Annotated in this window: 25 protein-coding genes; 14 read left to right on the top strand and 11 right to left on the bottom strand. The window is 62.5% G+C overall.

The window, feature by feature from the left end; translation table 11 throughout:
* Window positions 1–50: 50 nt before the first annotated feature.
* The 8 genes from prmB to dapC all read right to left on the bottom strand — a co-directional run bounded on the left by prmB (window position 51) and on the right by dapC (window position 7,935).
* Window positions 51–941, bottom strand: a complete 891-nt coding sequence (gene prmB, locus CLU91_RS07925) for a 50S ribosomal protein L3 N(5)-glutamine methyltransferase (RefSeq protein ID WP_100873716.1) — start codon at window positions 939–941, stop codon at window positions 51–53.
* A gap of 56 nt (window positions 942–997) precedes the next feature.
* Window positions 998–2,134: a succinyl-diaminopimelate desuccinylase gene (gene dapE / locus CLU91_RS07920; protein ID WP_100873715.1), complete on the bottom strand. Its 1,137-nt coding sequence runs from the start codon at window positions 2,132–2,134 to the stop codon at window positions 998–1,000.
* Window positions 2,135–2,245: 111 nt separating this feature from the next.
* Window positions 2,246–2,599: an ArsC family reductase gene (locus CLU91_RS07915; RefSeq protein WP_100873714.1), complete on the bottom strand. Its 354-nt coding sequence runs from the start codon at window positions 2,597–2,599 to the stop codon at window positions 2,246–2,248.
* 142 nt (window positions 2,600–2,741) lie between these two features.
* Entirely contained in the window at window positions 2,742–3,350 is a 609-nt protein-coding gene (locus CLU91_RS07910) for an RES family NAD+ phosphorylase (RefSeq protein ID WP_157814645.1), read from the bottom strand.
* Window positions 3,351–3,360: 10 nt separating this feature from the next.
* Entirely contained in the window at window positions 3,361–4,077 is a 717-nt protein-coding gene (locus CLU91_RS07905) for a hypothetical protein (RefSeq protein WP_100873712.1), read from the bottom strand.
* 115 nt (window positions 4,078–4,192) lie between these two features.
* Entirely contained in the window at window positions 4,193–5,740 is a 1,548-nt protein-coding gene (locus CLU91_RS07900) for an FAD-dependent oxidoreductase (protein WP_100873711.1), read from the bottom strand.
* A gap of 121 nt (window positions 5,741–5,861) precedes the next feature.
* The gene (gene dapD / locus CLU91_RS07895) at window positions 5,862–6,689 is read right to left on the bottom strand and encodes a 2,3,4,5-tetrahydropyridine-2,6-dicarboxylate N-succinyltransferase (protein WP_070223998.1); all 828 of its coding nucleotides are present in this window, start codon (window positions 6,687–6,689) and stop codon (window positions 5,862–5,864) included.
* 16 nt (window positions 6,690–6,705) lie between these two features.
* On the bottom strand, window positions 6,706–7,935 hold the full coding sequence (gene dapC, locus CLU91_RS07890; RefSeq protein WP_100873710.1) for a succinyldiaminopimelate transaminase: 1,230 nt from the start codon (window positions 7,933–7,935) through the stop codon (window positions 6,706–6,708).
* A gap of 186 nt (window positions 7,936–8,121) precedes the next feature.
* Here dapC and tsaB point away from each other — a divergent pair, with 186 nt between their 5' ends.
* From tsaB to CLU91_RS07870, 4 genes are read left to right on the top strand one after another with little or no spacing between them, the layout of a single operon-like run.
* Window positions 8,122–8,847, top strand: a complete 726-nt coding sequence (tsaB, locus tag CLU91_RS07885; RefSeq protein ID WP_198521281.1) for a tRNA (adenosine(37)-N6)-threonylcarbamoyltransferase complex dimerization subunit type 1 TsaB — start codon at window positions 8,122–8,124, stop codon at window positions 8,845–8,847.
* On the top strand, window positions 8,847–9,335 hold the full coding sequence (gene rimI / locus CLU91_RS07880) for a ribosomal protein S18-alanine N-acetyltransferase (protein ID WP_442906600.1): 489 nt from the start codon (window positions 8,847–8,849) through the stop codon (window positions 9,333–9,335). Before tsaB ends, rimI begins: the two co-directional genes overlap by 1 nt.
* On the top strand, window positions 9,332–10,201 hold the full coding sequence (locus CLU91_RS07875) for a uracil-DNA glycosylase (RefSeq protein WP_100873708.1): 870 nt from the start codon (window positions 9,332–9,334) through the stop codon (window positions 10,199–10,201). Before rimI ends, CLU91_RS07875 begins: the two co-directional genes overlap by 4 nt.
* Window positions 10,194–11,129, top strand: coding sequence for a DUF1853 family protein (locus CLU91_RS07870; protein WP_232730667.1), 936 nt, complete (start codon window positions 10,194–10,196; stop codon window positions 11,127–11,129). Before CLU91_RS07875 ends, CLU91_RS07870 begins: the two co-directional genes overlap by 8 nt.
* Window positions 11,130–11,164: 35 nt before the next feature.
* Here CLU91_RS07870 and lplT read toward each other — a convergent pair whose 3' ends face one another.
* The gene (gene lplT / locus CLU91_RS07865) at window positions 11,165–12,427 is read right to left on the bottom strand and encodes a lysophospholipid transporter LplT (protein ID WP_100873706.1); all 1,263 of its coding nucleotides are present in this window, start codon (window positions 12,425–12,427) and stop codon (window positions 11,165–11,167) included.
* A gap of 247 nt (window positions 12,428–12,674) precedes the next feature.
* On the opposite strand from lplT, the gene alr reads away from it, so the two are divergent.
* The 4 genes from alr (at window position 12,675) to fliD (ending at window position 17,285) form a co-directional block, all read left to right on the top strand.
* Window positions 12,675–13,766: an alanine racemase gene (gene alr, locus CLU91_RS07860; protein WP_100873705.1), complete on the top strand. Its 1,092-nt coding sequence runs from the start codon at window positions 12,675–12,677 to the stop codon at window positions 13,764–13,766.
* Window positions 13,767–13,839: 73 nt separating this feature from the next.
* Window positions 13,840–15,216: a DNA repair protein RadA gene (gene radA / locus CLU91_RS07855; RefSeq protein ID WP_046683923.1), complete on the top strand. Its 1,377-nt coding sequence runs from the start codon at window positions 13,840–13,842 to the stop codon at window positions 15,214–15,216.
* A gap of 131 nt (window positions 15,217–15,347) precedes the next feature.
* Window positions 15,348–15,668 carry a PilZ domain-containing protein gene (locus CLU91_RS07850; RefSeq protein ID WP_269800625.1) on the top strand — a complete coding sequence of 107 codons (321 nt, stop codon included), beginning with the start codon at window positions 15,348–15,350 and terminating at the stop codon, window positions 15,666–15,668.
* A gap of 231 nt (window positions 15,669–15,899) precedes the next feature.
* Window positions 15,900–17,285, top strand: coding sequence for a flagellar filament capping protein FliD (fliD, locus tag CLU91_RS07845; protein WP_100876633.1), 1,386 nt, complete (start codon window positions 15,900–15,902; stop codon window positions 17,283–17,285).
* Between the two features lie 112 nt (window positions 17,286–17,397).
* Here the strand turns inward: fliD and CLU91_RS07840 are convergent, their stop codons facing one another.
* Window positions 17,398–18,198 carry an AraC family transcriptional regulator gene (locus CLU91_RS07840; RefSeq protein WP_198521280.1) on the bottom strand — a complete coding sequence of 267 codons (801 nt, stop codon included), beginning with the start codon at window positions 18,196–18,198 and terminating at the stop codon, window positions 17,398–17,400.
* 100 nt (window positions 18,199–18,298) lie between these two features.
* Here CLU91_RS07840 and CLU91_RS07835 point away from each other — a divergent pair, with 100 nt between their 5' ends.
* From CLU91_RS07835 to CLU91_RS07825, 3 genes are all read left to right on the top strand, one after another.
* The gene (locus CLU91_RS07835; protein ID WP_100873702.1) at window positions 18,299–19,534 is read left to right on the top strand and encodes an MFS transporter; all 1,236 of its coding nucleotides are present in this window, start codon (window positions 18,299–18,301) and stop codon (window positions 19,532–19,534) included.
* Between the two features lie 32 nt (window positions 19,535–19,566).
* The gene (gene rraA / locus CLU91_RS07830) at window positions 19,567–20,061 is read left to right on the top strand and encodes a ribonuclease E activity regulator RraA (RefSeq protein ID WP_100873701.1); all 495 of its coding nucleotides are present in this window, start codon (window positions 19,567–19,569) and stop codon (window positions 20,059–20,061) included.
* A gap of 146 nt (window positions 20,062–20,207) precedes the next feature.
* Window positions 20,208–20,849 carry a choice-of-anchor C family PEP-CTERM protein gene (locus tag CLU91_RS07825; RefSeq protein ID WP_232730666.1) on the top strand — a complete coding sequence of 214 codons (642 nt, stop codon included), beginning with the start codon at window positions 20,208–20,210 and terminating at the stop codon, window positions 20,847–20,849.
* A gap of 52 nt (window positions 20,850–20,901) precedes the next feature.
* Here CLU91_RS07825 and CLU91_RS07820 read toward each other — a convergent pair whose 3' ends face one another.
* The gene (locus tag CLU91_RS07820) at window positions 20,902–21,297 is read right to left on the bottom strand and encodes a MerR family transcriptional regulator (RefSeq protein WP_100873699.1); all 396 of its coding nucleotides are present in this window, start codon (window positions 21,295–21,297) and stop codon (window positions 20,902–20,904) included.
* 83 nt (window positions 21,298–21,380) lie between these two features.
* On the opposite strand from CLU91_RS07820, the gene CLU91_RS07815 reads away from it, so the two are divergent.
* The 3 genes from CLU91_RS07815 to CLU91_RS27825 all read left to right on the top strand — a co-directional run bounded on the left by CLU91_RS07815 (window position 21,381) and on the right by CLU91_RS27825 (window position 24,232).
* A complete protein-coding gene (locus CLU91_RS07815; protein ID WP_100873698.1) occupies window positions 21,381–21,818 on the top strand; it encodes a hypothetical protein in 438 nt (145 codons plus the stop codon).
* Window positions 21,819–21,920: 102 nt separating this feature from the next.
* Window positions 21,921–23,738 carry a DUF4153 domain-containing protein gene (locus tag CLU91_RS07810; protein ID WP_100873697.1) on the top strand — a complete coding sequence of 606 codons (1,818 nt, stop codon included), beginning with the start codon at window positions 21,921–21,923 and terminating at the stop codon, window positions 23,736–23,738.
* A gap of 155 nt (window positions 23,739–23,893) precedes the next feature.
* Window positions 23,894–24,232, top strand: a complete 339-nt coding sequence (locus CLU91_RS27825) for a hypothetical protein (RefSeq protein ID WP_157814644.1) — start codon at window positions 23,894–23,896, stop codon at window positions 24,230–24,232.
* The last annotated feature ends 425 nt before the right edge of the window (window positions 24,233–24,657 follow it).

Below are 24,657 nucleotides of genomic sequence, written 5' to 3'. Positions count from 1 at the left end.
CTTTGTGTTTTTTTGGGGTCAGACCCGGCGGGTCTGACCCCGGTAGTCAATTAAACCAGCTTCAGCTGCTCGGCCGTCAGCAGGAACACCATGTCGTCGCCGGCGCTGGTCGTCAGCCAGGTCAGGCCCAGTTCGCCGAAGGCCGCTTCCGCGAATTCGCGCTCATTGCCGATTTCAATCATCAGGATGCCGTCGTCCGTCAGGCGTTCGGCCGCGCCGGCGATGATCTTGCGCACCAGGTCCATGCCGTCGCTGCCGCCGTCGAGGGCGATCTGCGGTTCGGCCAGGTATTCCTGGGGCAGCGTGCCCATCGACGCGGAATTCACGTACGGCGGGTTGCTGATGATCAAATCATATTTCTTGGCCGGCACGTTCGCGTACAGGTCCGATTCGATCAGGGTGACGCGATCCTGCAGTTTATACGTGTCGACGTTGCGCTTGGCCACGGCCAGCGCGTCGGCGGAAATGTCCACCGCATCGACGGCGGCGTTCGGGAAGGCGTCGGCCATCATGATCGACAGGCAGCCCGAACCGGTGCACAGTTCCAGGATGTTTTCCACCGCTTCCGGTTCCGCCACCCATGGCGAAAAGTATTCAGGGATCAGCTCGGCGATGAAGGAACGGGGCACGATCACGCGCTCGTCGACGTAGAAATTGTAGGTACCCAGCCAGCCTTCCTTGGTGATGTAGGCGGCCGGCACGCGGTCGATGCTGCGGCGGTCGATGACCGTCATGACGCTGGCCACTTCCGACGGCAGCAGTTTGGCGTCGAGGAACGGTTCGAGCTTGTCGAGCGGCAACTTCAACGTGTGCAGGATCAGATAGGCCGCTTCGTCGAACGCTTCGGCACTGCCGTGGCCGAAAAACAGCTTGGCGGTATTGAAACGGGTAACGGCGTAGCGCAGCAGGTCGCGTGGCGTGGAAAACGGGTTCGGGGTCATGGCATTCTCGAAAAGACGGTGTTCTGGCCCGCCGTGACGGGCCTCGGTATTCTGGTTCAGACGGGCAGCAAATGCTCCAGCGTGCGCCGGTAAATATTCTTCAGGGGATCGATGTGGCGCAGTTCGATGTGCTCGTCGATCTTGTGAATACTGGCATTGGGCGGCCCGAATTCTATCACTTGGGGGCAGATTTGCGCGATAAACCGGCCATCCGAGGTGCCGCCCGTGGTCGACAGCTCCGTCGCGAGGCCCGTTTCTTCGAGGATGGCGGCGGACAGCGCGTCGCTCAAGGTGCCGCGCGGCGTGAGGAAGGGCAGGCCGCTCAGGGTCCACTGCATATCGTATTGCAAGTCATGCCTGTCGAGGATGGCGTGCACGCGCGCTTGCAAGCTTTCCGCCGTGCTGGCCGTGGAAAAGCGGAAATTGAAATCGATCACCATGTCGCCCGGAATCACGTTGTTGGCGCCCGTGCCCGCGTTGATGTTGGACATTTGCCACGAGGTCGGCAGGTAATACTCGTTGCCCGCATCCCACTGTTCCTCGACCAGGTCGGCCAGCGCCTGCGCCGCTTCGTGGATCGGGTTTTTCGCCAGGTGCGGGTAGGCGATATGGCCTTGCACGCCCTTGATCGTCAAGCGCCCCGACAGCGAACCGCGGCGGCCGTTCTTGATCATGTCGCCCAGCTGCGCGCTCGACGTCGGCTCGCCCACCAGGCAATAGTCGATCTGCTCGCCCCGTTCTTTCAATTTGTCGCAGACGATGACGGTGCCATCCGTGGCCGGGCCTTCCTCGTCGCTGGTGATCAGAAAGGCGATCGAGCCCGTGTGGTCAGGCGTGGCGGCGATGAATTCCTCGCAAGCGACCACCATGGCGGCGATCGACGTCTTCATGTCGGCCGCGCCACGGCCGTACAGCTTGCCGTCTCGGTGCGTGGGAATGAAGGGCAGCGAACGCCATTGCTCGACGGGACCGGTCGGCACCACGTCCGTATGGCCGGCAAAGACGAACACGGGCGACGTGGTGCCACGGCGCGCCCACAGATTGGTGACGTCGTTCGACTGTATCGTCTCGCAGACAAAGCCCAGTGGCGTGAGGATATCTATCAGGTGCTGCTGGCAGCCCTTGTCATCGGGCGTGACCGAGGACAGGGCGATCAGTTTTTCGGTCAGGGCGAGGGTTTTGGAGGTGGTCATGGGCGGTATGTGGCGGAGCGTCAACTCGGGGTCAGACCCGCCGGGGACATTTGCCCCAGTGGGGCAAATGTCGATCCGTAAGGACTGACCCCAGCCTTGCTGGTGTCGGGTTTAAACTGAAAAAATGGCTTTGTACTGCGCATCCGAAAACGCGACGCTGAACTGGCCATCCTTGTCCAGCACGGGGCGCTTGATGATGGACGGGTTTTCCAGCATCAGTTCCAGGGCGCTGGCCGCATCGGTGATCGATGCTTTGCGCTCGTCGGACAGGGCGCGCCAGGTCGTGCCTTTCTTGTTGACCAGCACATCCCACGGCAATTGCTGCAGCCATGCCTCGACGGTGGCGCGTTCCAGGCCCTGCTTCTTGAAGTCGTGGAAAGTGAAATCGAGTTGCTGCGCGGCCAGCCAGGTGCGAGCCTTTTTGACGGTATCGCAGTTGGGGATACCGTAGAGTGTAATGGTCATAGTGGTCGGGCTAACGGGGAATGAATGCGGTTCGCTTGATCGCGGCGCTTGCGCCAGGGGAAAATGCGATGGTAGCCGACATTATACAGTCGATGCGCCACTCGATGCGGCGGTGCAACAAGGTTGCATGAACCGGGCAGATTCAGGGCCAGGCGCTGCGGATGCCAAGCAGTGTGGCGACCTGGCCGAAGTCCGGATGGATGGATAGCGGCGTGGCGGACGCCATCGCGAGCTTGGGCGCTGCGCGGTGGAACAGCACCAGTGCCGTTTCATCGTTCTTGTGGCGAGACATGTAGAGCATGCCATCGACCGCATCCGGATGCGCATGGATGGCCGCCGACCAGGCTTTGGTCGTTGCATACGACGACGTGCCGCTGAGTCCCGCGTGGCCGCCCAGTTGCCTGAGGGCGGCACCCGTCAGATTGGCCAGGATGAGCGTTTCTCCCGTGAGCCGAATGACAAAGCGTGCCTGTATCACGGCCAGGTCGACCATGAAGTGGTTGTGGATGGGCTTGCGGTCGTGCAGCAGGGTTTCGGCCAGCGCCACGGCCAGCGACGCGCCCAGGTAGCAGGTGCCGAAGCGGGCCGCTACTTGTGGGTGGGGATCGTCGAAGCGGTAGGTATTCGCCCTGCCAAAATAAGGCTCATCCGTGGCATGGCCGGAAACCCGGTACAAGGTGGCGGGATCGCAGCGCACCGTCTGCAGCGCTGCGGGCAGCTGCGGCAGACGGGGCAGGCGCAAGGTTGCCACGGTCGTGCTGTTATTCGTCAGCGTAGGCGCGGGCGGCGGCCATCACGGCATCGAGTTTGCCTTTGGCCAAGGCTTCCAGCGGTGACTTGCCGCCCAGCGACAGGCGCGGGACGGTAAAAAAGTCCCATTTGGCGGCGCCGGGCAAGTCGCCGAGAATTTTGCTGACTTTTTCCAGTGTGTGGCGGTCGTGGCGGGGATCGGCGAAAAATGCCGGATAAACATATTCGCCCGAGGCGCCGCGCAAGGCGAACAGGCGCCTGGCTTTGAGTGCCGCACTGAGTGCCTGCGGCGTGACTTCCAGCCGGGCACGCAATTCGGGGCCAGACAGCAAGCTGTGCGAGGCCACGTCTTTTTGACGTTGCTGTCGTTCCTGTTCTTCCAGGCCGCGCATGAATTGCCGGGTACTGACGTGGCCTGGCTGTGCGTCGTTGCCTGAAGCCAGGATCAGTTCGCGCTCGGCCACGATATCGAGGTCGCGCCGCATTTGCGCCAGCAGCGCGGGGCGGTCGTCGCGCGGCACGGCGTCGAGCAACGATGCATAGGCTTCCTGGAAGGTATCTTGTGCAATGTTGAAACGCGAGCCCGTGGCATTGGGAGCGAGTGCATCCGCCAGCTGCCTGGCCAGCGAGGGCGCGGCTGGAGCTTGCCCGGTGCCGGTGGCGGCCTCATCAATCGTACCGGTGTCGCCATCGCTGACAGGGGAGCGTGTGTTCGATCTGTTCGACATGGCTGTCTCCTTGAAACGCATGTTTCAGCATAGGACACGAAGTCAAACAAAGCAAACAAAGCAAGGAAATTTAATCTATCCGCCTTGATGCAGCACAAATCTGCTGCCTTGTTTCTTACACAGGCCTTGGCGCCGCCTTGCCTGTCTCCGCCGGACCGAAATGCATGCCCAGTCGCAAGGCCAGGGCACGCAGGGCGCCGCTTTCCTGCAGGTGCAGGGCCAGCGCGATGTGGCCGTCGGGGCGCACCAGGTAGGCCGCGTCGCGGCCCAGGCCGGCCAGCTTGGCCGCCACGTTGTAGGTGTAGCAATGCACGGGCAGTTTCAGCACGCGTGCTTCGTCCAGCAGTTCGGGCGCCGGCTCGCCATAGATGTGCAATTGCCAATCCATGCTGCGCAGGGCCGTGAAATTGTCTTGCGTGCCGTCCGAGAACCAGGGCAGGCGGTCGCCGCCGCGCAGGTATTCCGCGTGGCCCGCAGAGAGGGCGCTGTCTTCATAGCTGATCTGGATCTGCGACACGGTCTGGAACAGCAAACGGCGCGCCCGCGCGAAGCCCGACAGGAAAGGCAGCGCATGGGGCACCAGCCAGCGCCGCAGGAATTGCCCGGCGATTCCCTGTGCGACGATGGCCTGGAAGGCGCGGTCGGTGGTGGCGACAAGCTTGCGGGCAAACACGATGCGCTCGCTTTCATAGGTGTCGAGCAGGGCGTCGTTGCTTTGTCCGCGCAGCTTTTGCGCCAGTTTCCAGGCCAGGTTGACGGCGTCGCCCAGCCCCGTATTCATGCCCTGGCCGCCCACGGGGCTGTGCAAATGGGCCGCATCGCCGAGGATGAAACAGCGCCGCTCGCGGAACTGCGTCGCCACGCGGTGGTGGACTTTATAGGTGGAAAACCAGTTCACCTGCTCGACCTGAATGCCCAGGAGGGTTTGTACCTGTTCGCGCACATCGTCAAACACGGGTGCCGGCGCGCCATCGGGGCGGTCGGGCAGGATGCCGATCAGGCGCTGCATGCCGCTGGTGCGCACGGGCAGCATCAGCGCAAACGAATTCGCGCCCAGGTGGGCGTGCAAATCCGTGTTCTTGCCCGCCACTTGCGCGTCGGCCACGTAATACAGGTGGTCGTAGGTGCCGCCGGAGAATTCAAAGCCGGCGATCTCGCGCACCTTGCTGCGCGCGCCGTCGCAGCCGCAAATGTAGTTAAACGTGCAATATTGACGTTCGCCGTCTTTCAGCAGAATGGCTTGCACTTCGCTATCGTCCTGCGTCCACAGGTCCAGCGCGACGTTCCATTCCACGTGCACGCCGGCCGCCGCCAGCTTGCTGATCAGGAAGCGTTCATGCTCGTCCTGCGGCAGGCTCAGCACAAAAGGGTAGGGGCTCAGCCCTTCGCCGATCTCGCCCAGCGCCAGTTTCACCAGCTCCTCGCCGCCTTCATGGATGTGCATGGCATTGATCTTGATGCCCAGGCTGACGAGTTCATCGGCAAAGCCCAGCTGCTGGTAAAACTCCAGGGTGCGCGCATGCACGGCCATGGCCCGCGACGCCTGGCCCGGCCCGCTGTTTTTATCGATGATGCGGCAATCGACGCCATGGCGCGCCAGGCGCAAGGCAAGCATGAGGCCGGTAGGACCGGCGCCGACGATCAATACGGGAGGTGTATTCATGCCATCCAGTATAGGGCAGGATGGGCGATGGCTGCGCGACGATTGAAGTTACTAGCTGGAAATGAAAATGTCCCGCCGAAGCGGGACATTCAGGTCTTGCGAATGCGTTACAGCGCGCTGATTAAATGCCGCGCAGGAGTTCGTTGATGCCCGTTTTTGCGCGGGTTTTTGCATCCACGCGCTTGACGATCACGGCGCAGTACAGCGAGTACTTGCCGTCTTCCGAAGGCAGGTTGCCCGAGACCACGACGGAGCCGGCTGGCACGCGACCGTAGGTCACTTCGCCCGTGGCGCGGTCGTAGATCTTGGTCGACTGGCCGATGTAGACGCCCATCGAGATGACCGAGTTTTCTTCGACGATCACGCCTTCGACGATTTCCGAACGGGCGCCGATGAAGCAGTTGTCTTCGATGATGGTCGGGTTCGCTTGCATAGGTTCCAGCACGCCGCCGATGCCGACGCCGCCGGACAGGTGGACGTTCTTGCCGATCTGCGCGCACGAACCGACGGTGGCCCAGGTGTCGACCATGGCGCCTTCATCGACGTAGGCGCCGATGTTGACGTAGGACGGCATCAGCACGACGTTCTTGGCGATGAAGCTGCCGCGGCGGGCAACGGCTGGCGGCACCACGCGGAAACCGCCCTTGGCGAAGTCTTCGGCCGTGTAGTTGGCGAACTTGGTCGGGACCTTGTCGTAGAACTGCATCGTGCCGTCGGACGGCAGGACGACGTTGTCTTCCAGGCGGAACGACAGCAGCACGGCTTTCTTGACCCACTGGTTGACGACCCAGTCGCCCGAGGTTTTTTCCGCCACGCGGATGCTGCCATTATCCAGGCCATTGATGACGTGGGAGACGGCGTCGCGCAGTTCGGCCGTGCCGTTGCGCGGATTGATCTCGGCGCGGTTTTCCCAGGCCTGGTCGATGATGGTTTGCAGTTGTTGGCTCATGATGATGTCTTATTAATTAGTTGGTTGATGCGGATGCGGAAAGCTGCTGGCAGAATTTTACTATGCGCAGTGCGGCTTCCAGCCCTTCGGCCGTTTCGGCCACCAGGGCCATGCGGATGCGGTTGCGGCCCGGATTGATGCCGTGCGCGTCGCGCGCCAGGTAGCTGCCAGGCAATACCGTGACATTATATTCGGCGTACAGGCGTTGCGCGAATTCGGTGTCGGACAGTCCCGTGCGGCTGACGTCGGCCCACAGGTAGAAGCCGGCGTCTGGCAATTGCACGTCCATCACCGCTTGCAACAGCGGCGTGATGGCGTCGAACTTGGCGCGGTACTTGGCGCGATTTTCCTCGACATGGGTTTCGTCGTTCCAGGCCGCGACGGAGGCCGCCTGCACGGCAGGGCTCATGGCGCCGCCGTGGTAGGTTCGGTAGAGCAGGAATTTTTTCAGCACTTCGGCATCGCCGGCGACAAAGCCCGAGCGCATGCCCGGCACGTTTGAGCGCTTCGACAGGCTGGAAAACACCACCAGGCGCGCATACGGACGTTCGATCGTGGACAGGCCCAGCATGTGCGCCGCCTGCAGCGCGCCCAGCGGGGGCGTGTCGCCGTGGTAGATCTCGGAATAGCACTCGTCGGCGGCGATGACGAAATCATAGCGTTCGGACAGCGCGAACAGATGTTCCCAGTCCGTCAAGGTGAGCACGGCGCCCGTCGGGTTGCCGGGCGAACACAGGAACAGCAGCTTGACCTTTTCCCACACGCTGGCCGGTACGCTGTCGTAGTCGCAGCCGAAGTTGCGCGCCGGGTCGGAATTGACGAAATACGGTTCCGCGCCGGCCAGGTAGGCCGCGCCTTCATAGATCTGGTAAAACGGGTTCGGGCTGATCACGAGCGAACCGGCCGACGGATCGATCACCGTTTGCGCCAGCGCAAACAGCGCTTCGCGCGAACCGTTCACGGGCAGGATTTGCGTGGCAGGATTGAGCGTGGGGATGCCATAGCGGCGTTCCAGCCAGCCGGCGATGGCGGTACGCAAGGCTTCCGAACCGATGGTGGTCGGATAGCTGGCCAGGCCGTGGATATTGTCGACCAAGGCCTGCTCGATGAACGCTGGCGTCGGATGCTTGGGTTCGCCCATGCCCAGGCTGATGGGCGCATACTCGGGATTGACCGTCACGCCGGCAAACAGCTGGCGCAGCTTTTCGAATGGATATGGTTGCAGTTTGGCAAGAAGTGGATTCACGGAGCGGACCAGGGCAAGAGTGGGGTGATAGTGTCGCGTATGGATTGCCAGGCATGGCGCAATGACGCCGGTCAAGCAATCAGCTTAGCCTTTTATTATAGCCGTCCTCGCGCACGGGCTGTGCAAGTGGGCTGTTGTTGACCGGCACGGCGTGCCGCTTCCGGGCCTGGCAAGGTAAAATACGCTATGTCTACCTTACTTCCCACCCTGCTTGCTATTGAAACGTCGTCCGAACTCGCCTCCTGCGCCTTGCTGCGCGGCGATGTCGTCCTGTCCCGCGCCTCGTCGGGCGTGCGCACCCATTCCCAGTCCATCCTGCCCATGGTGCAGGAATTGCTGGCCGAAGCGGGCGTGACTCTGGCGGACGTCGACGCCATCGCCTACGGCTCAGGCCCCGGCTCGTTTACGGGCGTGCGCACGGCTTGCGGCATCGCGCAAGGCCTGGCGTATGGCGCCAGTCTGCCCGTCGTGCCCGTCGTCACCCTCGACGCCATGGCGCTCGCGTGCCACCAGCAGCATGGCGCGCAACGCATCGTGACCGTGCTCGACGCCCGCATGGGCGAAGTGTACTGGGCGCAATATGATTATCGGGATGGCTTGCAGATTGTTGCGCCGCCTGCCCTGAGCGCGCCGGCCGGCGTGGCGCCGCAAGGCGAGGTCACCGGTTGCGGCAACGGCTTTGGCGCCTATGCCGACGCCCTGGCCGCGCTGCCGTGCGCCGCCAGCGCGGACGCCGCCATCATGCCGCACGCCGTGCAAGTGGCGCAGCTGGCGCGCATCGCCTTTGCGACCGGCCAGTGCGTGACGGCGGCCGAGGCGCAGCCTTTGTATTTGCGCAACAAGATCGCTTACACGAGCGCGGAACGGCACGAGATGCAACTGGCCAAGGCCGCTGCGGAGTCGGCACAATGATGGAGCAGGGCCAGGACAGTGCTGCCGGCTGGGACTTGCTGCGCCTTGACTATCAGCCGATGCGTGAGGCGGACCTGGCTGAGGTGCTGGCGCTGGAGCAGCGCGTGTATCCGCATCCTTGGACGCATGGCAACTTTGTCGATTCCCTCAAGAGCGGCTATCCGGCCTGGGTCTTGCGCGAGGTGGATGGCACCCTGCTTGGCTACTTCTTGCTGATGCTGGTGGTCGACGAGGCGCACTTGCTCAACGTGGCCGTTGAGGGCGCCATCCAGGGTCAGGGACTGGGCCGCTTCCTGCTGAACCAGTCCTGCGCCTGCGCGCGCCAGCTGGGCATGGAATCGATGCTGCTGGAAGTGCGCCCGTCCAACGTGCGCGCGCTCGACATTTACCAGCGCTATGGATTTGAACAGATCGGCCGGCGCAAGGGATATTATCCTGCCGCCAATTCGCAACGTGAGGACGCCATCGTGATGCGTTATACCTTATGAGCCGCAGCGCCGTTTTCCTCGATGAAATGGGCGTCGGCCCCCTGTGGCGCTTGCGCCAGGGTGTTGCGCCCGAGGCGGTTGACGTCGCCGTCGAGGCTGCCGTGGAAATGGATGTGGCCGTGGCCGTGGCCGAGGTTGCTGCGCCTGCACCTGCTCCCGTGATCGAAGTGCTTGCCGCGGTGGAAGTCGTGGAAGTCGAGGCATTTGTCGCCGTTGCCGCTACGCCAGTCCCTGACGACACGGCCTGGTTCGACGATGCGCCCGCACCCGCGCCAGTGAAGCAGCTCAGCGACGCCGCTATCGCCACCCTCGACTGGGAAGGCTTGACGGCCGCCGTCGCCAAGTGCGCGCGCTGCGACTTGTGCAAGACGCGCAAGGGCGTCGTCATGGGTCGTGGCGATCGGCACGGTGATTGGCTGATGCTGGCCAGCAGTCCGTCGCGTTTGGAAGAACGCGAAGGGCGCGCCTTGCCGGGCGAGCAGGGCAAATTGCTCGACAATATGCTCAAGGCCATCGACCTCGATGCGGGCAGCGACGTGTACATCACGCACTTGCTGAAATGCCGTCCGCTGGACGAGGCGGGCCAGGAACGCCTGCCCACCGAATCGGAGTCGGCCGCTTGCCGCCCGTATTTCGAGCGCGAACTGGCCCTGCTGCAGCCGCGCACCATCGTCACCCTCGGTTCCATGGCCGCCGCCGGCATCAATCCCGGCGAAAAACCCGTGCGCGGCACGGTGCGCCAGCTGGGCAATGCCTCCGTCGTGGCGACCTTCCACCCGGAAATGTTGCTGCAGGATGGGACGGGCAAGGCCAAGGCGCGTGCCTGGGCCGACCTGTGCCTGGCGAAAAGCACGCACGGTGCTTGACAGCTTTCAGGCCCGCTTCGAGCGCCGCTGGGGCCATCTGACGCACCCCCGGGTGCGGGCGCTGGCCTGGCTGCTCGACTCGCCCGACTTGCTCGATCCCGCCAGCGCCCACTGGGGCGGGCGCATTGCCAGCTTGCCTTCCGTCACGCCTGCCGTGGCGGCATGGCTGGGGGCGCTGCAAGATGATCCGTCGCCGCTCGATGCGGCGCTGGGGCCGAAATTCTATTCCCGCCTGGGCCTGTACGCTGAAAAGCTGCTGGCCTTTTATTTTGAGCAGCACGGCGTGCTCGCTGCGCATGGCTTGCAAGTGCAGGTGAACCGCAACGACACGGTCGGCGAGTTCGATTTCCTGCTGCGTGACGGGACGGAGGGTGACGCGTTGCTGCACTGGGAATTTGCCACCAAGTTCTACCTGCTCGAAGGCGCACCCGATCCGGGCGTCTTCAACCACCTGATCGGCCCGAATCTGGCCGACACCTTGGGCTTGAAGATGTGCAAGATTATCGACAAGCAATTGGCCTTGTCACGCCATCCGGCCGCGCAAAGCTTGCTGTCGCAGCCCGTGCGCGCGGCGCAGGCGCTGGTCAAGGGCTGGCTGTTTTATGCGGCAGACGCGACGCCCGCCATGGACGGTATTTCCCCGGAACATGGGCATGGCTTCTGGTGCACGCCGGCACAATTGCCGCAGCAGCGCTACGTCGTGCTGCCCCGATTGCAATGGCTGGCGCCGTTCAAGGGCCGCGACGTGGAGGTGCTGGACGTGGATGCCTTGCGGGCGCAGTTGTTTGATCTGGCACAACCGGTGATGGTGGCCACGGTGGATACTATCGAAGGCTGGGAAGTGGAGCGCACGCGCGGTTTTGTCGTGCCGCATGACTGGACGGAGCAGGCTGCCGCGCGGCGGATAACAGGCGCGCTACCAGCGTAATGCTGGGGTCAGACCCGTCGGGTCTGACCCCAAAATTAGTGTTTCTGCTCGCCAATCAAAGACAGATTGTCGTGCTCCGCCTGGTTCAGCTTGTGCCTGCGCATGATCATGTACATGGTGCCGGCGACGAACAGGCCGAACAGGGTGATGATGATGTTGAGCGGCAGGTGCAGGCGGATCATGATCGAATACACGGCCAGCATGGTGAGAATCGACAGGTTTTCGTTGAAGTTCTGCACGGCGATGGAGTGACCTGCGCTCATCAGCACGTGGCCGCGGTGTTGCAGCAGGGCATTCATTGGCACGACGAAGAAGCCGGACAGGGCGCCGATCAGTATCAGCAGCGGGTAGGCGATCCATACGGAGTGCACTTGCGTCATCATCATGACGATTACGCCCATGGCGATGCCCAGCGGTATGACGGTCAGCGATTTGCGCAGCGGAATGAAGCGTGCCGACAGCACTGCGCCAGCGGCCACGCCGATGGCGACCACGCCCACCAGGCTGGTCGCCTTGTCGAACGGCATGTTCAGCGATTGCTTGGCCCATTCCAGCACGATCAGTTGCAAGGTGGCGCCAGCGCCCCAGAACAGGGTCGTCACGGCCAGGGTGATCTGGCCCAGCTTGTCTTTCCACAGGATGGAATAGCAATTGGCAAAATCGGTGATCAGTTTGATAGGGTTGCGTTCCTGGTGCGCATACACGCAGCCAGTGTCGGGAATCTTCAGGTTGGCCAGGGTTGCCATCACGTAGATGCCGACTACCACGCACAAGGCCGCTTCCGTCTTGCTGGTGATGCCTGTATCGATCAGGGGGATGTCGATGGATAGCAGCATGTCGGACACGTGGCCGCTGACGAGCGCGCCGCCCATGACGGTGCCAAGGATGATGGAGGTGACGGTCAAGCCTTCGATCCAGCCATTCGCCGCGACCAGTTTTTCCGGCGGCAGCAATTCCGTCAGGATGCCGTACTTGGCGGGCGAATACACGGCCGCGCCGAAGCCGACGACGGCGTAGGCCAGCAAAGGATGCACGTGGAAGAAGACGAGGGCACAGCCGAAGATCTTGACCATGTTGGCGATGAACATGACCTTGCCTTTCGGCAATGCATCCGCGAAGGCGCCGACAAAAGCGGCCAACAGCACGTAAAACAGCACGAACGACAATTTGAGCAGCGGCGTGATCCACGCCGGGGATTTCATGGACACCAATAAATCGACGGCGACAAAAAAGAGGGCGTTATCTGCCAGCGAGGAAAAGAACTGCGCCGCCATGATGGTATAAAAACCACGATTCATTCTGGATTGCCTGAAATCATATCTGGCTTGCTTTATACCACGAAAAAACGGCAAACCCCAAGTTTGGCAGGGGCTGCTTTGCATAGTCTTGCCTAAGTGAAGCTTAATTTTTCTGCCGTAGAAAAATACACATAGATGTGAGCATTTTATAAATGATGTCCTCTGCACACGACCTTGGGCGCCTGCAGTGCTGGCGTACTGTGCATCCGGTAAAATACGGCTTTCCCACCCGCCGTGAACGACGCATATGCCCAGGCCCCTCATCGCCACCATCCATCTCGATGCCATGCAACACAACCTGGCGCGCGCGCGTGCCTGCGCCCGCGGCGCCAAGGTGTGGGCCGTCGTCAAGGCGAATGCCTATGGCCACGGCCTGGAACGGGCCATGCGGGGCTTTGCCGACGCCGATGGCCTGGCGCTGGTCGAGGTCGATTACGCCGTGCGCCTGCGCGAACTGGGCTGGACCAAGCCTATCTTGCTGCTGGAAGGCTTTTTCGACGCCAGCGATTTGCCCGTCATGGCGCAATATGGCTTGAATGGCAGCGTACATTGCGAAGAACAGATCGCCATGCTGGCAGCGGCGCGCTTGCCGCATGCCATCGATGTGCATCTGAAGATGAATACGGGCATGAATCGCCTGGGTTTTACGCCGGCTGCCGTGGCGGCTGCGTATGCGCGCTTGCGCGCCATGCCGCACGTCGGCACGATCACCGTGATGACGCATTTCGCCAATGCGGACGAGGCGGCGCCCACGCGCTTGCCGTTGGAACAGCAGATGCTGCGTTTTGAAGCGGGCGCGGCCAGTATAGATGCGGCCTTGCCACGTAGCCTGTGCAATTCGGCCGGCTTGCTGCTGCACCATCTGGACAGCGACTGGGTGCGCCCCGGCATCATGCTGTATGGCGGCACGCCCAGCGGCGCTCCTGGCGGCACCTCGGCGCAGGCGTTCGGCTTGCTGCCCACGATGACCTTGCGCAGCAGTATCATCGGTATCCAGGATATCGCCGCAGGCGAAGTGGTGGGTTACGGCAGCCGCTACGCAGCGGCTGGCAATATCAAGGTGGGCGTGGTGGCCTGCGGCTATGCGGATGGCTATCCGCGCCATGCGTCCGAAGGCACGCCCGTGCTGGTCGACGGCGTGCGCACGGGACTCATCGGCAGGGTCTCGATGGACATGCTGATGGTCGATTTGACGCACGTGCCGGGCGCGCGGGTCGGCAGCAGCGTGACTTTGTGGGGCCAGGGCATGCCGATCGACGAGGTGGCGCTGGCCGCCGGCACCATCGGCTACGAGCTGATGTGCGCATTGGCGCCGCGCGTACCGGTGAGCGAAGCGTAGGTGACGCGCAAGCGCGGTTTGTATATACTGTATATATAACCAGCTGTTTCATTTTACCTGAGCAAAGTACACCATGGCAAAAGTCAAGACCATCTATACCTGCAGTGATTGCGGCGCCATCAGTAATAAATGGATGGGGCAATGCACCTCGTGCAACCAGTGGAACACCATGGTGGAAACCCTGCCCGAAACGGGCGGCAACAACCGTTATTCGAACCCGCAGCACATGTCGCTGGCGCAGACGGCGCCCGTGCTGTCGCTCGACGATATCGACGCCATCGACGTGCCCCGCTTCGGCACGGGCATCGAAGAATTCGACCGCGTGCTGGGCGGCGGCATGGTGGCGGGCGGCGTGGTGCTGATCGGCGGCGATCCCGGCATCGGCAAGTCGACCCTGCTGCTGCAGGCGCTGGCGAACATGTCGCACCACAAGCGCGTGCTGTACGTCAGTGGTGAAGAGTCCGGCGCGCAAATCGCCTTGCGCGCCAAGCGCCTCGTCATCGATGCCAAGGAACTCAAATTGCAGGCCGAGATCCAGCTGGAAAAGATCCTCTCCACCTTGAACGACCTGAAGCCGGAAGTGGTGGTCATCGATTCGATCCAGACCGTGTATTCCGACGCGCTCAGCTCGGCGCCCGGTTCCGTGGCGCAAGTGCGCGAGTGCGCGGCGCAGCTGACGCGCGCGGCCAAGCAGACGGGCGTGACCATCATTTTAGTCGGCCACGTGACGAAAGAGGGCGCGCTGGCCGGCCCCCGCGTGCTCGAGCACATCGTCGACACGGTGCTGTATTTCGAAGGCGACGCCCATTCCAGCTTCCGCCTGGTGCGCGCCATCAAGAACCGTTTCGGCGCCGTCAACGAACTGGGCGTGTTCGCCATGACGGAAAAGGGCTTGAAAGGGGTGTCGAATCCGTCCGCGCTGTTCCTGTCGCAGCACGACAACCAGGTGCCCGGTTCCTGCGTGATGGTGACGCAGGAAGGCACGCGCCCGCTGCTGGTGGAAATCCAGGCCCTGGTCGATACCAGCCACTTGCCGAATGCGCGCCGGCTGTCCGTCGGCCTGGAGCAGAACCGCCTGGCCATGCTGCTGGCCGTGGCGCACCGCCACGCGGGCATCGCCGCGTTCGACCAGGACGTGTTCATCAATGCCGTCGGCGGCGTCAAGATTACGGAACCGGCGGCCGACCTGGCCGTGTTGTTGGCGATTAACTCGTCGATGCGCAACAAACCCTTGCCGCGGGGATTGGTCGTGTTTGGCGAAGTGGGCCTGGCCGGCGAAATCCGCCCTGCGCCACGGGGCCAGGAACGCTTGCGCGAAGCGGCCAAGCTGGGCTTTACCCTGGCCGTGGTGCCCAAGTCCAATTTGCCGAAACAGGTTATCGAGGGCCTTAAGGTTATCGGCGTCGAGCGCATCGACGAAGCGTTTAACAAATTGCGCGACCTGGAGTAAGAGTTGGTATGGTGTAAATGCCAAGCTTGAGACAAGTCAAACAAAATTTCCGTTTGGAACTATAATATTCGTCCGATGGATTCGCGCAGCGAGTTCGCATCGACAATGCATAGTTAGAGAAGCGGAATATAGTGTCAGTTGAGCAAAGGCAGGGCGCACGCAAGATATTGCGTGCCAAGGCAATGTTGGTAATGGATGGCGCGGGGCCCGTGGCGGCGCGCACGCTTGATGTGGGGCCGGGCGGCATGGCGGCCGTCATCGCGGAGCCGGTGCCGACAGGCAAGCAGGGCAAGGTGCTGTTCGAGTTGTTTTACGATGGCGCGGCCCACATCATCGAGGCGCGCGCATCCGTCTCGCACTGCATTTTCAGCAGTGCAGGTTTCAAGGTGGGACTTACTTTCCTGCAACTGGACATGGCTGTCAGCAGCGCCATTTCGAAATTCATGCGCTGAGGCGCGCCCGAGCAGTGCTGCCGGTGCAATGCGCTAAAATGGTGCATATGGGTTTGCAGTCAGGAAAAACCTGTTCTGTTCGCTGTTTTGATATTCCGGTAATACTGCATAATTATCAACCAGAAGAGGGACCTTGCCGCGCCACGTGCGCTTGCTGTCCGTTTTCAGCGCAGCGCGCGGTCATGACCTGAACCGTGTGCCATGACCTTACACCCGACGGGAATGCCCACCATGTTTAATTCGACCATCAACAGCAAGGCTTACACCAACAACACGCAACAGACGACGCAGGGCAATATCTCGGCCGATGTGTATGCGAAGGTGGAGCGCCAGATGCAGTCGCAGAACACGGGCGTCGTCAAGCTCAATGCCAGCCTGGCGCGCGACCAGGCCAAGTTCTCGGGCCTGGGCCAGTTGCAATCGGCGCTGGCGAAATTCCAGACCGTGGCCAAGAACATGGCCGGCAGCGGCCTGGCCACGTCGGCCACCTCCAGCAGCAAGGATGTGCTGAGCGCCACCACCACCGACAAGGCCGCCAGCGGCAGCCATGCATTGAACGTCAAGCAGCTGGCACAGGGACAGACACTGGTCAGCGGCGCGCAGAAAACATCGAGCGCGGCGATCGGCACGGGGGCGCCCGCGCTGGTCAAGATCGAAGTGGGCGCGACCGACGGCAAGCAATTTACCCCCGGCAGCGGCAAGGTCATTTCTCTGACGATAGACAGCAGCAACAATAGCCTCGACGGCATCGCCGCCGCGCTCAAGCAGCAGGGCATCGACGCCAGCGTGGTGAAGGGCCCGGATGGCTATGCGCTGGCCCTGAACGGCAAGAGCGGCGCCGACAGCAGCATGCGCATCAGCGTGGCCGGCGACGCGGCAGTCAGCAACCTGCTCAGCTATGCGCCCGGTGCCGGCAAAGGTCTGCAGCAGACGGCCGCCGCGCAGGATGCGCTGCTGACCGTCGACGGCAAGGACATCAAGAGCGCCACGAATACCCTGACGACGGCCGTCGAGGGCGCCACCATCGAATTGAAGAAAACAGGCACGACGGACCTCGTCATCGCCAAGGACAGCAGCCAGATCGCCAGTAACGTGGCCAGCTTCGTCACGGCCTACAATGAGCTCAACAGCAAGCTGCAGAGCCTGCAGCAGGGCGATTTGAAGTCCGACACGGCCCTGGGCCAGGTGCGCTCGCAGATGGAGCAAGTGCTGCGCACGGCCAGCACGGGCGTGCCCGCTTCCATCCTGGGCAGCGCTGGCGTGACCCTGGGCAAGAGCGGCGAGTTGGTACTCGACGATAAAAAACTCAAGGCCGCCATCGCCGCCGATCCGGACGCCGTCAGCAAGCTGTTTACGAATAACGGCAAGGGCGTGGCGGACCAGTTTTCCAGCAAGATCGGTGAGCTGACGGGCGAAACGAGCATCATCCGCAAGGAAGTGCAATCGGTGGGCAAGGACATCACCACGCTGAACAACAAGAAAGCCGTGCTGGCCAAGGCGCTGACGGCGCAGGCGCAGGCGCTGGTGAAAGCATATACGGCACAGGAACAGATGGGCACGAACCCGGCCTTGCCGGGTTATACCGGTAAAAACTCTTTATTTGACTTCATGGCTTAAGAGCGCACCGCTAAAGCGCCCATGGCGGCGTTGCACCGCCTTGCCGTACTAGCGTACTGCCTGCGGCGCTGCGCCTTGCCCTGAGCGCTGTATCGGCGCGCTTTCCAGTTGGCTAGATTCTGTCGCCCTGCGCAAAGAAGGCCGATGGCGAACTGCCGAAAGTCTTCTTGAACATGGCGGAAAAGGCCGACTGGCTGGCGTAGCCCAGTTCTTCGGCCACCTGCGACAGCGGCACGCCGCGCGCGATCAGCGGTGCCGCGTGCGCCAGGCGCACCTGCTGGCGCCACTGGCCAAAACTCATGCCCAATTCCCGTTCGAACAGCCGCGCCAGGGTGCGCTCCGAGGCGCCGACCTGTTGCGCCCAGTGTTCCAGTGTCTGGTTCAGGCCGGGCTTGTCGATCAGGCTGTCGCACAGGGTCTTCAGGCGCTTGTCGCTGGGCAAGGGCACGCGGATGGGACGCGTGTCCGAGCGTTTCAGCTCGTCGAGTATCAGTTCGGCCAGCAGCGCCTCGCGCGCCGGTTCCTGGCCCGGGTCCAGCTGTTCCAGCGCCATGATCAGCTGGCGCAGCAGGCTCGACACTTCCAGCACCTTGCAGTCGCGGCCCGCGAACGGCGCGCGCGCGGCATGGATGCACAGGGGGCGCAAGCGGGTTTTTTCCAGTATCGTGACGGCATGCTCGACGTTCGGCGCGATCCAGATGGCGCGCATGGGCGGCAGCACCCAGCTGCTGTTGTTGGCGGTAATGCGCAGCACGCCTTCGAGCGCCATGGTGACCTGGCCCCAGGGGTGGCTGTGCGGTAATAAAAATTCATCGGGTTGCAGGTCGCGCGCGACCATGGTCACGGGGATGCTCGCACTGGGTGCCTCCCTTGGCGGACACATGCGGGTATGGTGGAGGATAGGTACACCCATCAGCTTGGCCTTAATTCGATAAATTATGTCGTTCTGTCGGAAAACAGACGATGGTATTTTGCATACACTTGAGCTTCACCAGTATAAGACAGGGTATGACATGATAACAACTCACTCGGCATCCGGCCTTCCTACCTTGCGCAGCGACGCGCGCGTCATCGCCCTGGTGGGCCTGGCGCATGGCATTTCGCACTTCTACCACCTGATCCTCGCGGCCCTGTTCGTTTGGCTGAAGCCCGCCTTTGACCTGTCGTATGCGGAACTGGGCCTGCTGATGACCGTGTTTTTCATCATCTCGGGCGTGGGCCAGGCGCTGGCCGGCTTTGTCGTCGACCGCTTCGGCGCGCGTGCCGTGCTGTTTTCCGGCATCTTCTTGCTGGGCGTGTCGGCGCTGGCCCTGTCCACCGCGCACAGCTATGCGGCGCTGATGCTGGGCGCCATGCTGGCCGGCATGGGTAACAGCGTGTTCCATCCGGCCGACTATACGATCCTCAACCAGCGCGTCTCGGCGGCCCGCGTGGCCTACGGCTTTTCCGTGCATGGCATCAGCGGCAACATCGGCTGGGCCCTGGCGCCCCTGTTCATGACGTATGTTGCCACCCAGTATGACTGGAGAATCGCGCTGCAGTGCGCAGCCGTGCTGCCGTTCGGCGTGCTGCTGATCCTGTTTTTGAACCGCCACGCGATCCGTCCAGAGCCGTTGAAAAAGGCCGCGCCGGGCCAGGCGGGCGGCGGCGAAGGCACGCTGGACTTTTTGCGTTTGCCGGCCGTGTGGATGTGTTTTGCCTTCTTTTTCATTACCGCCATCGCCCTGGGCGGCATCCAGAGCTTTGCCAGCGTGGCTCTGGTCAGGCTGTACGGCATGAGCCTGGCGCTGGCCACCAGCGCCTACACGGCCTACATGCTGGCCTCGGCCGTGGGCATGCTGGCCGGCGGCGTGGTGGGTGCGCGCAGCAAGCAGCCGGACCGCAACGTGGCGATCGCCTTTTCGGCCGCCGCGCTGCTGGCCGTGCTGCTGGCCATGGCCGTCGTGCCGGCCTGGGGCGCAGTGGTGCTGATGGGCGCCATCGGCCTGACGTCGGGCGTGGCGGGACCGTCGCGCGACCTGATGATACGCGCGGCGGCACCGAAAAATGCCACGGGGCGCGTGTATGGCGTCGTGTATTCGGGCCTCGACAGCGGCCTGGCCGTGGGACCCCTGTTCTTTGGCGCGCTGATGGATGGCGACCATCCGGCCTTGCTGTTCGTCTTCATCGGCGTGTTTCAGGCGCTGGCGATTGCCACGGCCGTGGGTGTGGGCGGCAAAACACGCGCGGCGGCGCTGCAAAAGGCATAGAATCGTTGCCATCTGCCACTCAAGGAGTTCCCATGACCTTTGCCACCACCGATCTGTGCGACGACCATGCAGCCATGCTGGACGATGGCACCCTGGCCGTGCTGCCGCCCGTGTACCGCGCTTTCGGCCAGCGCGTGCGCTTCAGCGGTCCGGCCACCACCTTGCAAGTGTTCGAAGACAACGCGCTCGTGCGCAGCACCCTGGAAACGCCGGGCCAGGGCCATGTGCTGGTGATCGATGGCGGCGGCAGCCTGCGCCGCGCGCTGGTGGGCGGCCAGCTGGGCGTGCTGGCCGATAGCAACGGCTGGGCCGGCATCGTCGTCGATGGCTGCATCCGCGACAGCGAGGAAATCAATGTCTGCCAGATCGGCGTGCGCGCCCTGGCCACGCATCCGCGCAAGAGCGGCAAGACGGGCGCCGGCCAGCGCGACGTGCGCGTGCAGATCAGCGGCGTGGCCGTGCATCCGGGCGACTGGATCTACGCCGATGCGGATGGCATCCTGGTGGCGCGCCAGCAACTCGATTGACGGTCCACATCAGGGGGCGGGGTTCTGAAAGCGTTGCAAATCGTCTACTTGAATATATTTTTGCAAAGTTCTTTGATTTTCATCATGGCTGAGATATGATTTCACTTAAGGTAACTTTAATGTCAACAAGGCAAGGAAATCAGCTCATGAAAATCGCCACCATCGCAGCAGTTGTCGCTCTGTTTGCAGCAGGCACCGCCAGCGCCAGTCCCGTCAACCTGATCACGAATGGCAATTTTGAAACGGTCGCTACCGGCTATACCCTCAACAGCGGTTTTAAAGTCATCGACAGCGGTTCGTCGGCCCTTACGGGCTGGACCGTGGGCGCCAGTTCCGTCGACCTGATCCGCAATGCCTACAATGCCATCGATGGCTACAGCATCGATATGCTGGGCACGCCTGGTCCGGGTTTCCTCTCGCAAAGTTTCAGTGTCGTTGCCGGCCAGACGTATAACCTGAGCTTTGACATGGCGCGCAATTCCGGCGGCCCCGCAGGCCAGGGCGTGGCGGTCAGTTTCGGTGGCGTGGCAGGCAATTTCTACTCGACGGCTGCCGCCTCGAACACCTTGTACAGCAATACCCTGAGCTTCAAGGCTGCCACCACCGGCCTGGCGACCCTGTCGTTTGCCAGCGCCGCCAAGGCCGGCACGCCGCTCGACAAATTCTCGGGCGCCGTGATCGACAACGTGTCCGTGATGACTGCCGTGCCGGAACCGGAAACCTACGCCATGCTGCTCGCCGGCCTGGGCCTGATGGGTTTCCTGCGCCGCCGCAAGGCCGCCAGGTAAGCCTGGTTTTGTCCGAAATCAAACCGCCTGCTGCCATGCACAGGCGGTTTTTTTACGCCAGGTGTCGTTGCGTTGCAGCGGCCTCGCCCCGTAACGGACACGCCGCCGCCTGCGGCTCGAGCCGCCGCGCCAGCTCTGCGCGCAACCGCGTCAAGCCCGCGATGCGCGCATCGATGTCAAGCAGCTTGCGCGCCAGCGCCGCGCGCAGCAGGTCCGCCGTGGCGGGATCGCCGGCGGCCGCCAGCAGCGGCATGTCGGCCTCGATTTCGGCCAGCGTAAAGCCCAGCTGCTGCGCCGTGCGCACGTAGCGCAGCCAGTCGGCCGCCTCGGGCGGGTAGTGGCGGTAGCCGTTCGCCCCGCGCCGCGCGCGCAGCAGTCCCCGCTTTTCATAGAAGCGCAGGGTATCGCGGCTCAAGCCCGTCGCCTGCGCCATTTCGCCGATCTGCATGGTGATTTTTCTTTCATAAAATACTTGACCATGGAGTGTACTCCAACCCTGATCATGGGCGCTTTCCATCGACAGGAGTTGCCATGTTGTCCGTTTCCGCTTTCCGCCGCCTGGTGCGCGCCAGCGCCATTTATGATGTGCTCATGATTGCCCCGTTTACCACGCCGTGGACGTTTTTGCTGCTGCGCGAGCACTTGAACGCCCTCAACGTGAGCCTGGGCGGCCTGCCGCTGCCCGTCTTCGGACCGTTTCATCTGCTCATCAGCAGCTTGTTTGGCAGCGTGGTGATGGTCTGGTCCGTGCTGCGCATGCTCGACCCGCAGCCGCGCTTCGGCCGCTATGACGCGGCGGCGCGCTACCTGTTTTCCCTGTGGATGGCGTGGGCGCTGCTGGTCACGGGCCAGCCCGTGCTGTGGCTGTTCTTCGTGCCGGAACTGGCCTGGGGCCTGGCGCAAAGCCTGCCATTGCACCGCAGCGAGGGCGCGCCGGCGGGGCGCGCGCACGAATCGCTGTTGAGATGACGATAACGAAATGCAATAATGGCCGTGCTCGCAGTACAGCAATGACTGCAATGAACGACTATTAAGAGGATGACTATGCAGCAGGATGCCGCAGGAAAAAACATGGCGTTGCTCGATCCGGTGGTGGCGCCGCGCATCGCGGTGACGCGCCTGGTGACGGGCCTGCTGCAAGGTTTGCTGCTGTACTGGCTGTACAGCACGGCGCAAGACAAGGTGTGGCCCGCCACGGAAGCCTATCTGCTGGCGCCGCTGATGCTGATCAGCTTGCTGCTGCCCATCCTGCTGGTATCGAGCCTGGGCCACATGTCGGTCAAGCGCATCGGCCTGTGGATGGCCGGCGCCGCCGTCGTGATGGCCGTGCTGGCCTGGCATGATGTGGCGCGCGGCGCCGAGCACGTGATCTGGGGCAACTACAAGCCCGGTGCGCCGCTGCGCGTCATTTCTGCCCAGCTGTTCGGTTTTTGCGTGGTCGGTTTCTATATCGCCCACGCGCTGGTGCTGGCCAGCGCCCAGGATGGCCAGCGCATCGCCCGCTATCCCACGTATTTTGAAATCGCCTGGAAGCTCGGCATCCAGCTGCTGTTTTCCCTGCTGTTCGTGCTGGGCCTGTGGCTGGTGCTGTGGCTGGGCGGGCAACTGTTCCTGCTGATCAAGCTCAGTTTCCTGAAAAAGTTGCTGGGCCAGGCCTGGTTCGTGATCCCCGTCATCTGCTTTGCATTCTCGTTCGCCATCCATATCACCGACGTGCGCCCATCCATCGTGCGCGGCATCCGCACCTTGCTGCTGGTGCTGCTGTCGTGGCTGATGCCGATCGCCGCCGTGCTCGTCTCCGGCTTCCTGCTGACCCTGCCCTTCATCGGTTTCGAACGCCTGTGGGCCACGCGCCATGCGGCGTCCGTACTGCTGGGCATGGCCGGCGTGCTGGTGGTGCTGATCAATGCCGCCTTCCAGAATGGCGAAGTGGGCCATGGCGTGGCGCGCGGCATCCGCCTGGGCACGCGCCTGGCCTGTTTGCTGCTGCCGTGGGTGGTGGGCATCGCCATCTATGCGCTGACCTTGCGCGTGATGTCGCATGGCTGGACGGCCGACCGCCTGATCGCTGCCGCCTGCCTGCTGGTCGCCACCTGCTACGCGGCCGGTTACGCCTGGGCGGCCAGCAAGTATGGCGACTGGCTGCACCTGATCGCCAACGTCAACGTGGCCACCGCCTTTGTCACCTTGCTGGTGCTGTTCGCGCTGTTCTCGCCGCTGGCGGACCCGGCGCGCATTTCCGTGTCCAGCCAGATGGCGCGCCTGGACAGCGGTAAAGTGAGCGTGGACAAGTTCGATTTTGAATACCTGCGCTTCCAGGGCGCCCGCTATGGCCAGGCGGCCCTGCAGGAATTGACGAAACGCACGACGGGGCCGGATGCAGCCATCGTGCGGGCCCGCGCCGAGGCCATGCTCAAGCGCCAGAATCGCCTCGACGAAACGGGCGCGCTGAGCGACGTGTCGATCAACCTGACGCTGCGCCCGGCCACGGCGAAGTTGCCGGACAGTTTCCTGCGCCAGGACTGGACACAAGTGAGCCCGGCCTGGCGCCTGCCCGCCTGCCTGAAGCGGGCAGGGCCCCAGTGCGATGCCTACCTGCTCGATTTCGACGGCGATGGCAAAGAGGACGTGCTGCTGATCAGCAATGACCCGCGTGCCTCGTCGGTCTTGCTGGCGGAAAAGGAAGACGGCAGCTGGACCGCGCGCGGGCAAATCCCTGTCGACGCCCTGCGCTGCAAGCCCCTGCGCGAAAAGCTGCAAGCGGGCCAATTCCAGCTGGTGCCGCCGAAGGTGCGCGAGCTGGAAGTCGACGGCCAGCGCGTGCCGATGACTTTATATACGCCAGAGGACGAGGTCAGCTGCCCGGATGAGACGGCGCCGGCACCGTAAATGGCAGGGAGAGGACAAATAGCAAAGAGAAGATTTGGCACGCCGAACCAAGCCTCCATCCTGCCATGATGGCAATATTTTTGTGTGCTAAGCCGTTCCGACAGTCCGCTATCGGCCAGGAGCAGACAGTTAGAGGAATTGATGAGGTACGAAAGATGGAAGAACCAGTTCGAGTTCAGCTGTGGGCGAAAATAGCTCCTACTATGCGGGAAGAAGGACTTAAGCTCATCCGTGCGCAGGGAGTTTTTGCTAGTGAGATTGAACTGCGAAAAGCAGTGATGGAAAGTGTGCGCGACAGAAGACCGATGCAGGTTTCATTAGGGTTGGGCTATCAAAACGCGCGGCAACTAGCATCGTCCAATAGAGCTATTTTTGAGGAGGTTACATATTGCCAAGAAGGATATAGCCCAAGTGCCGCCTATTGTTCAGATCATAATTTCCACTATGGTGGAATTTTTGGGTGTCACCTTTGTAGTGGTTTTTATGAGAAGTAGAACTCTTGAACAAAGACCGCTTTGGGCCGGAAGCGGACGGTGCTACTGGGGCAAAACGCCACTGGTAGCTTAGGCTTTCCATATCCATGGTTCTTGCAGGATGAAAAACCGAAGGATCGTGTTGAGGGCCTGGCTATGTTGCCAGGCTCCTGGTGTGAGATCTCGTAGCTGCCTGATCCAATAGCGAGGCCGGGTCTGACTTGTCTAGCTCCTACCCGGCAAAGACTTCTGCCGCGCTGAAGCAAAAGCTGGATTTCCTTCGTCATCATGGACGGCGAAGGATGTCATTGCGACTGAGGCAGCCGCGGTAGAGCCCCTGCTTCTGAGCCCTACATCGGCACAGTTGGCTACGACAGCCTAGCCCATCCTCTGCTTTGAACGCTCGGTGAGGCAGAGAATATCGTACGCTGGCGGTGAACTGGTCA

The organism is Janthinobacterium sp. 64 (genome assembly GCF_002813325.1).
GTDB lineage: Bacteria > Pseudomonadota > Gammaproteobacteria > Burkholderiales > Burkholderiaceae_D > Janthinobacterium.
Note: the sequence above shows the minus strand (reverse complement) of the source record. Positions and strands in the feature narration are given on the sequence as shown.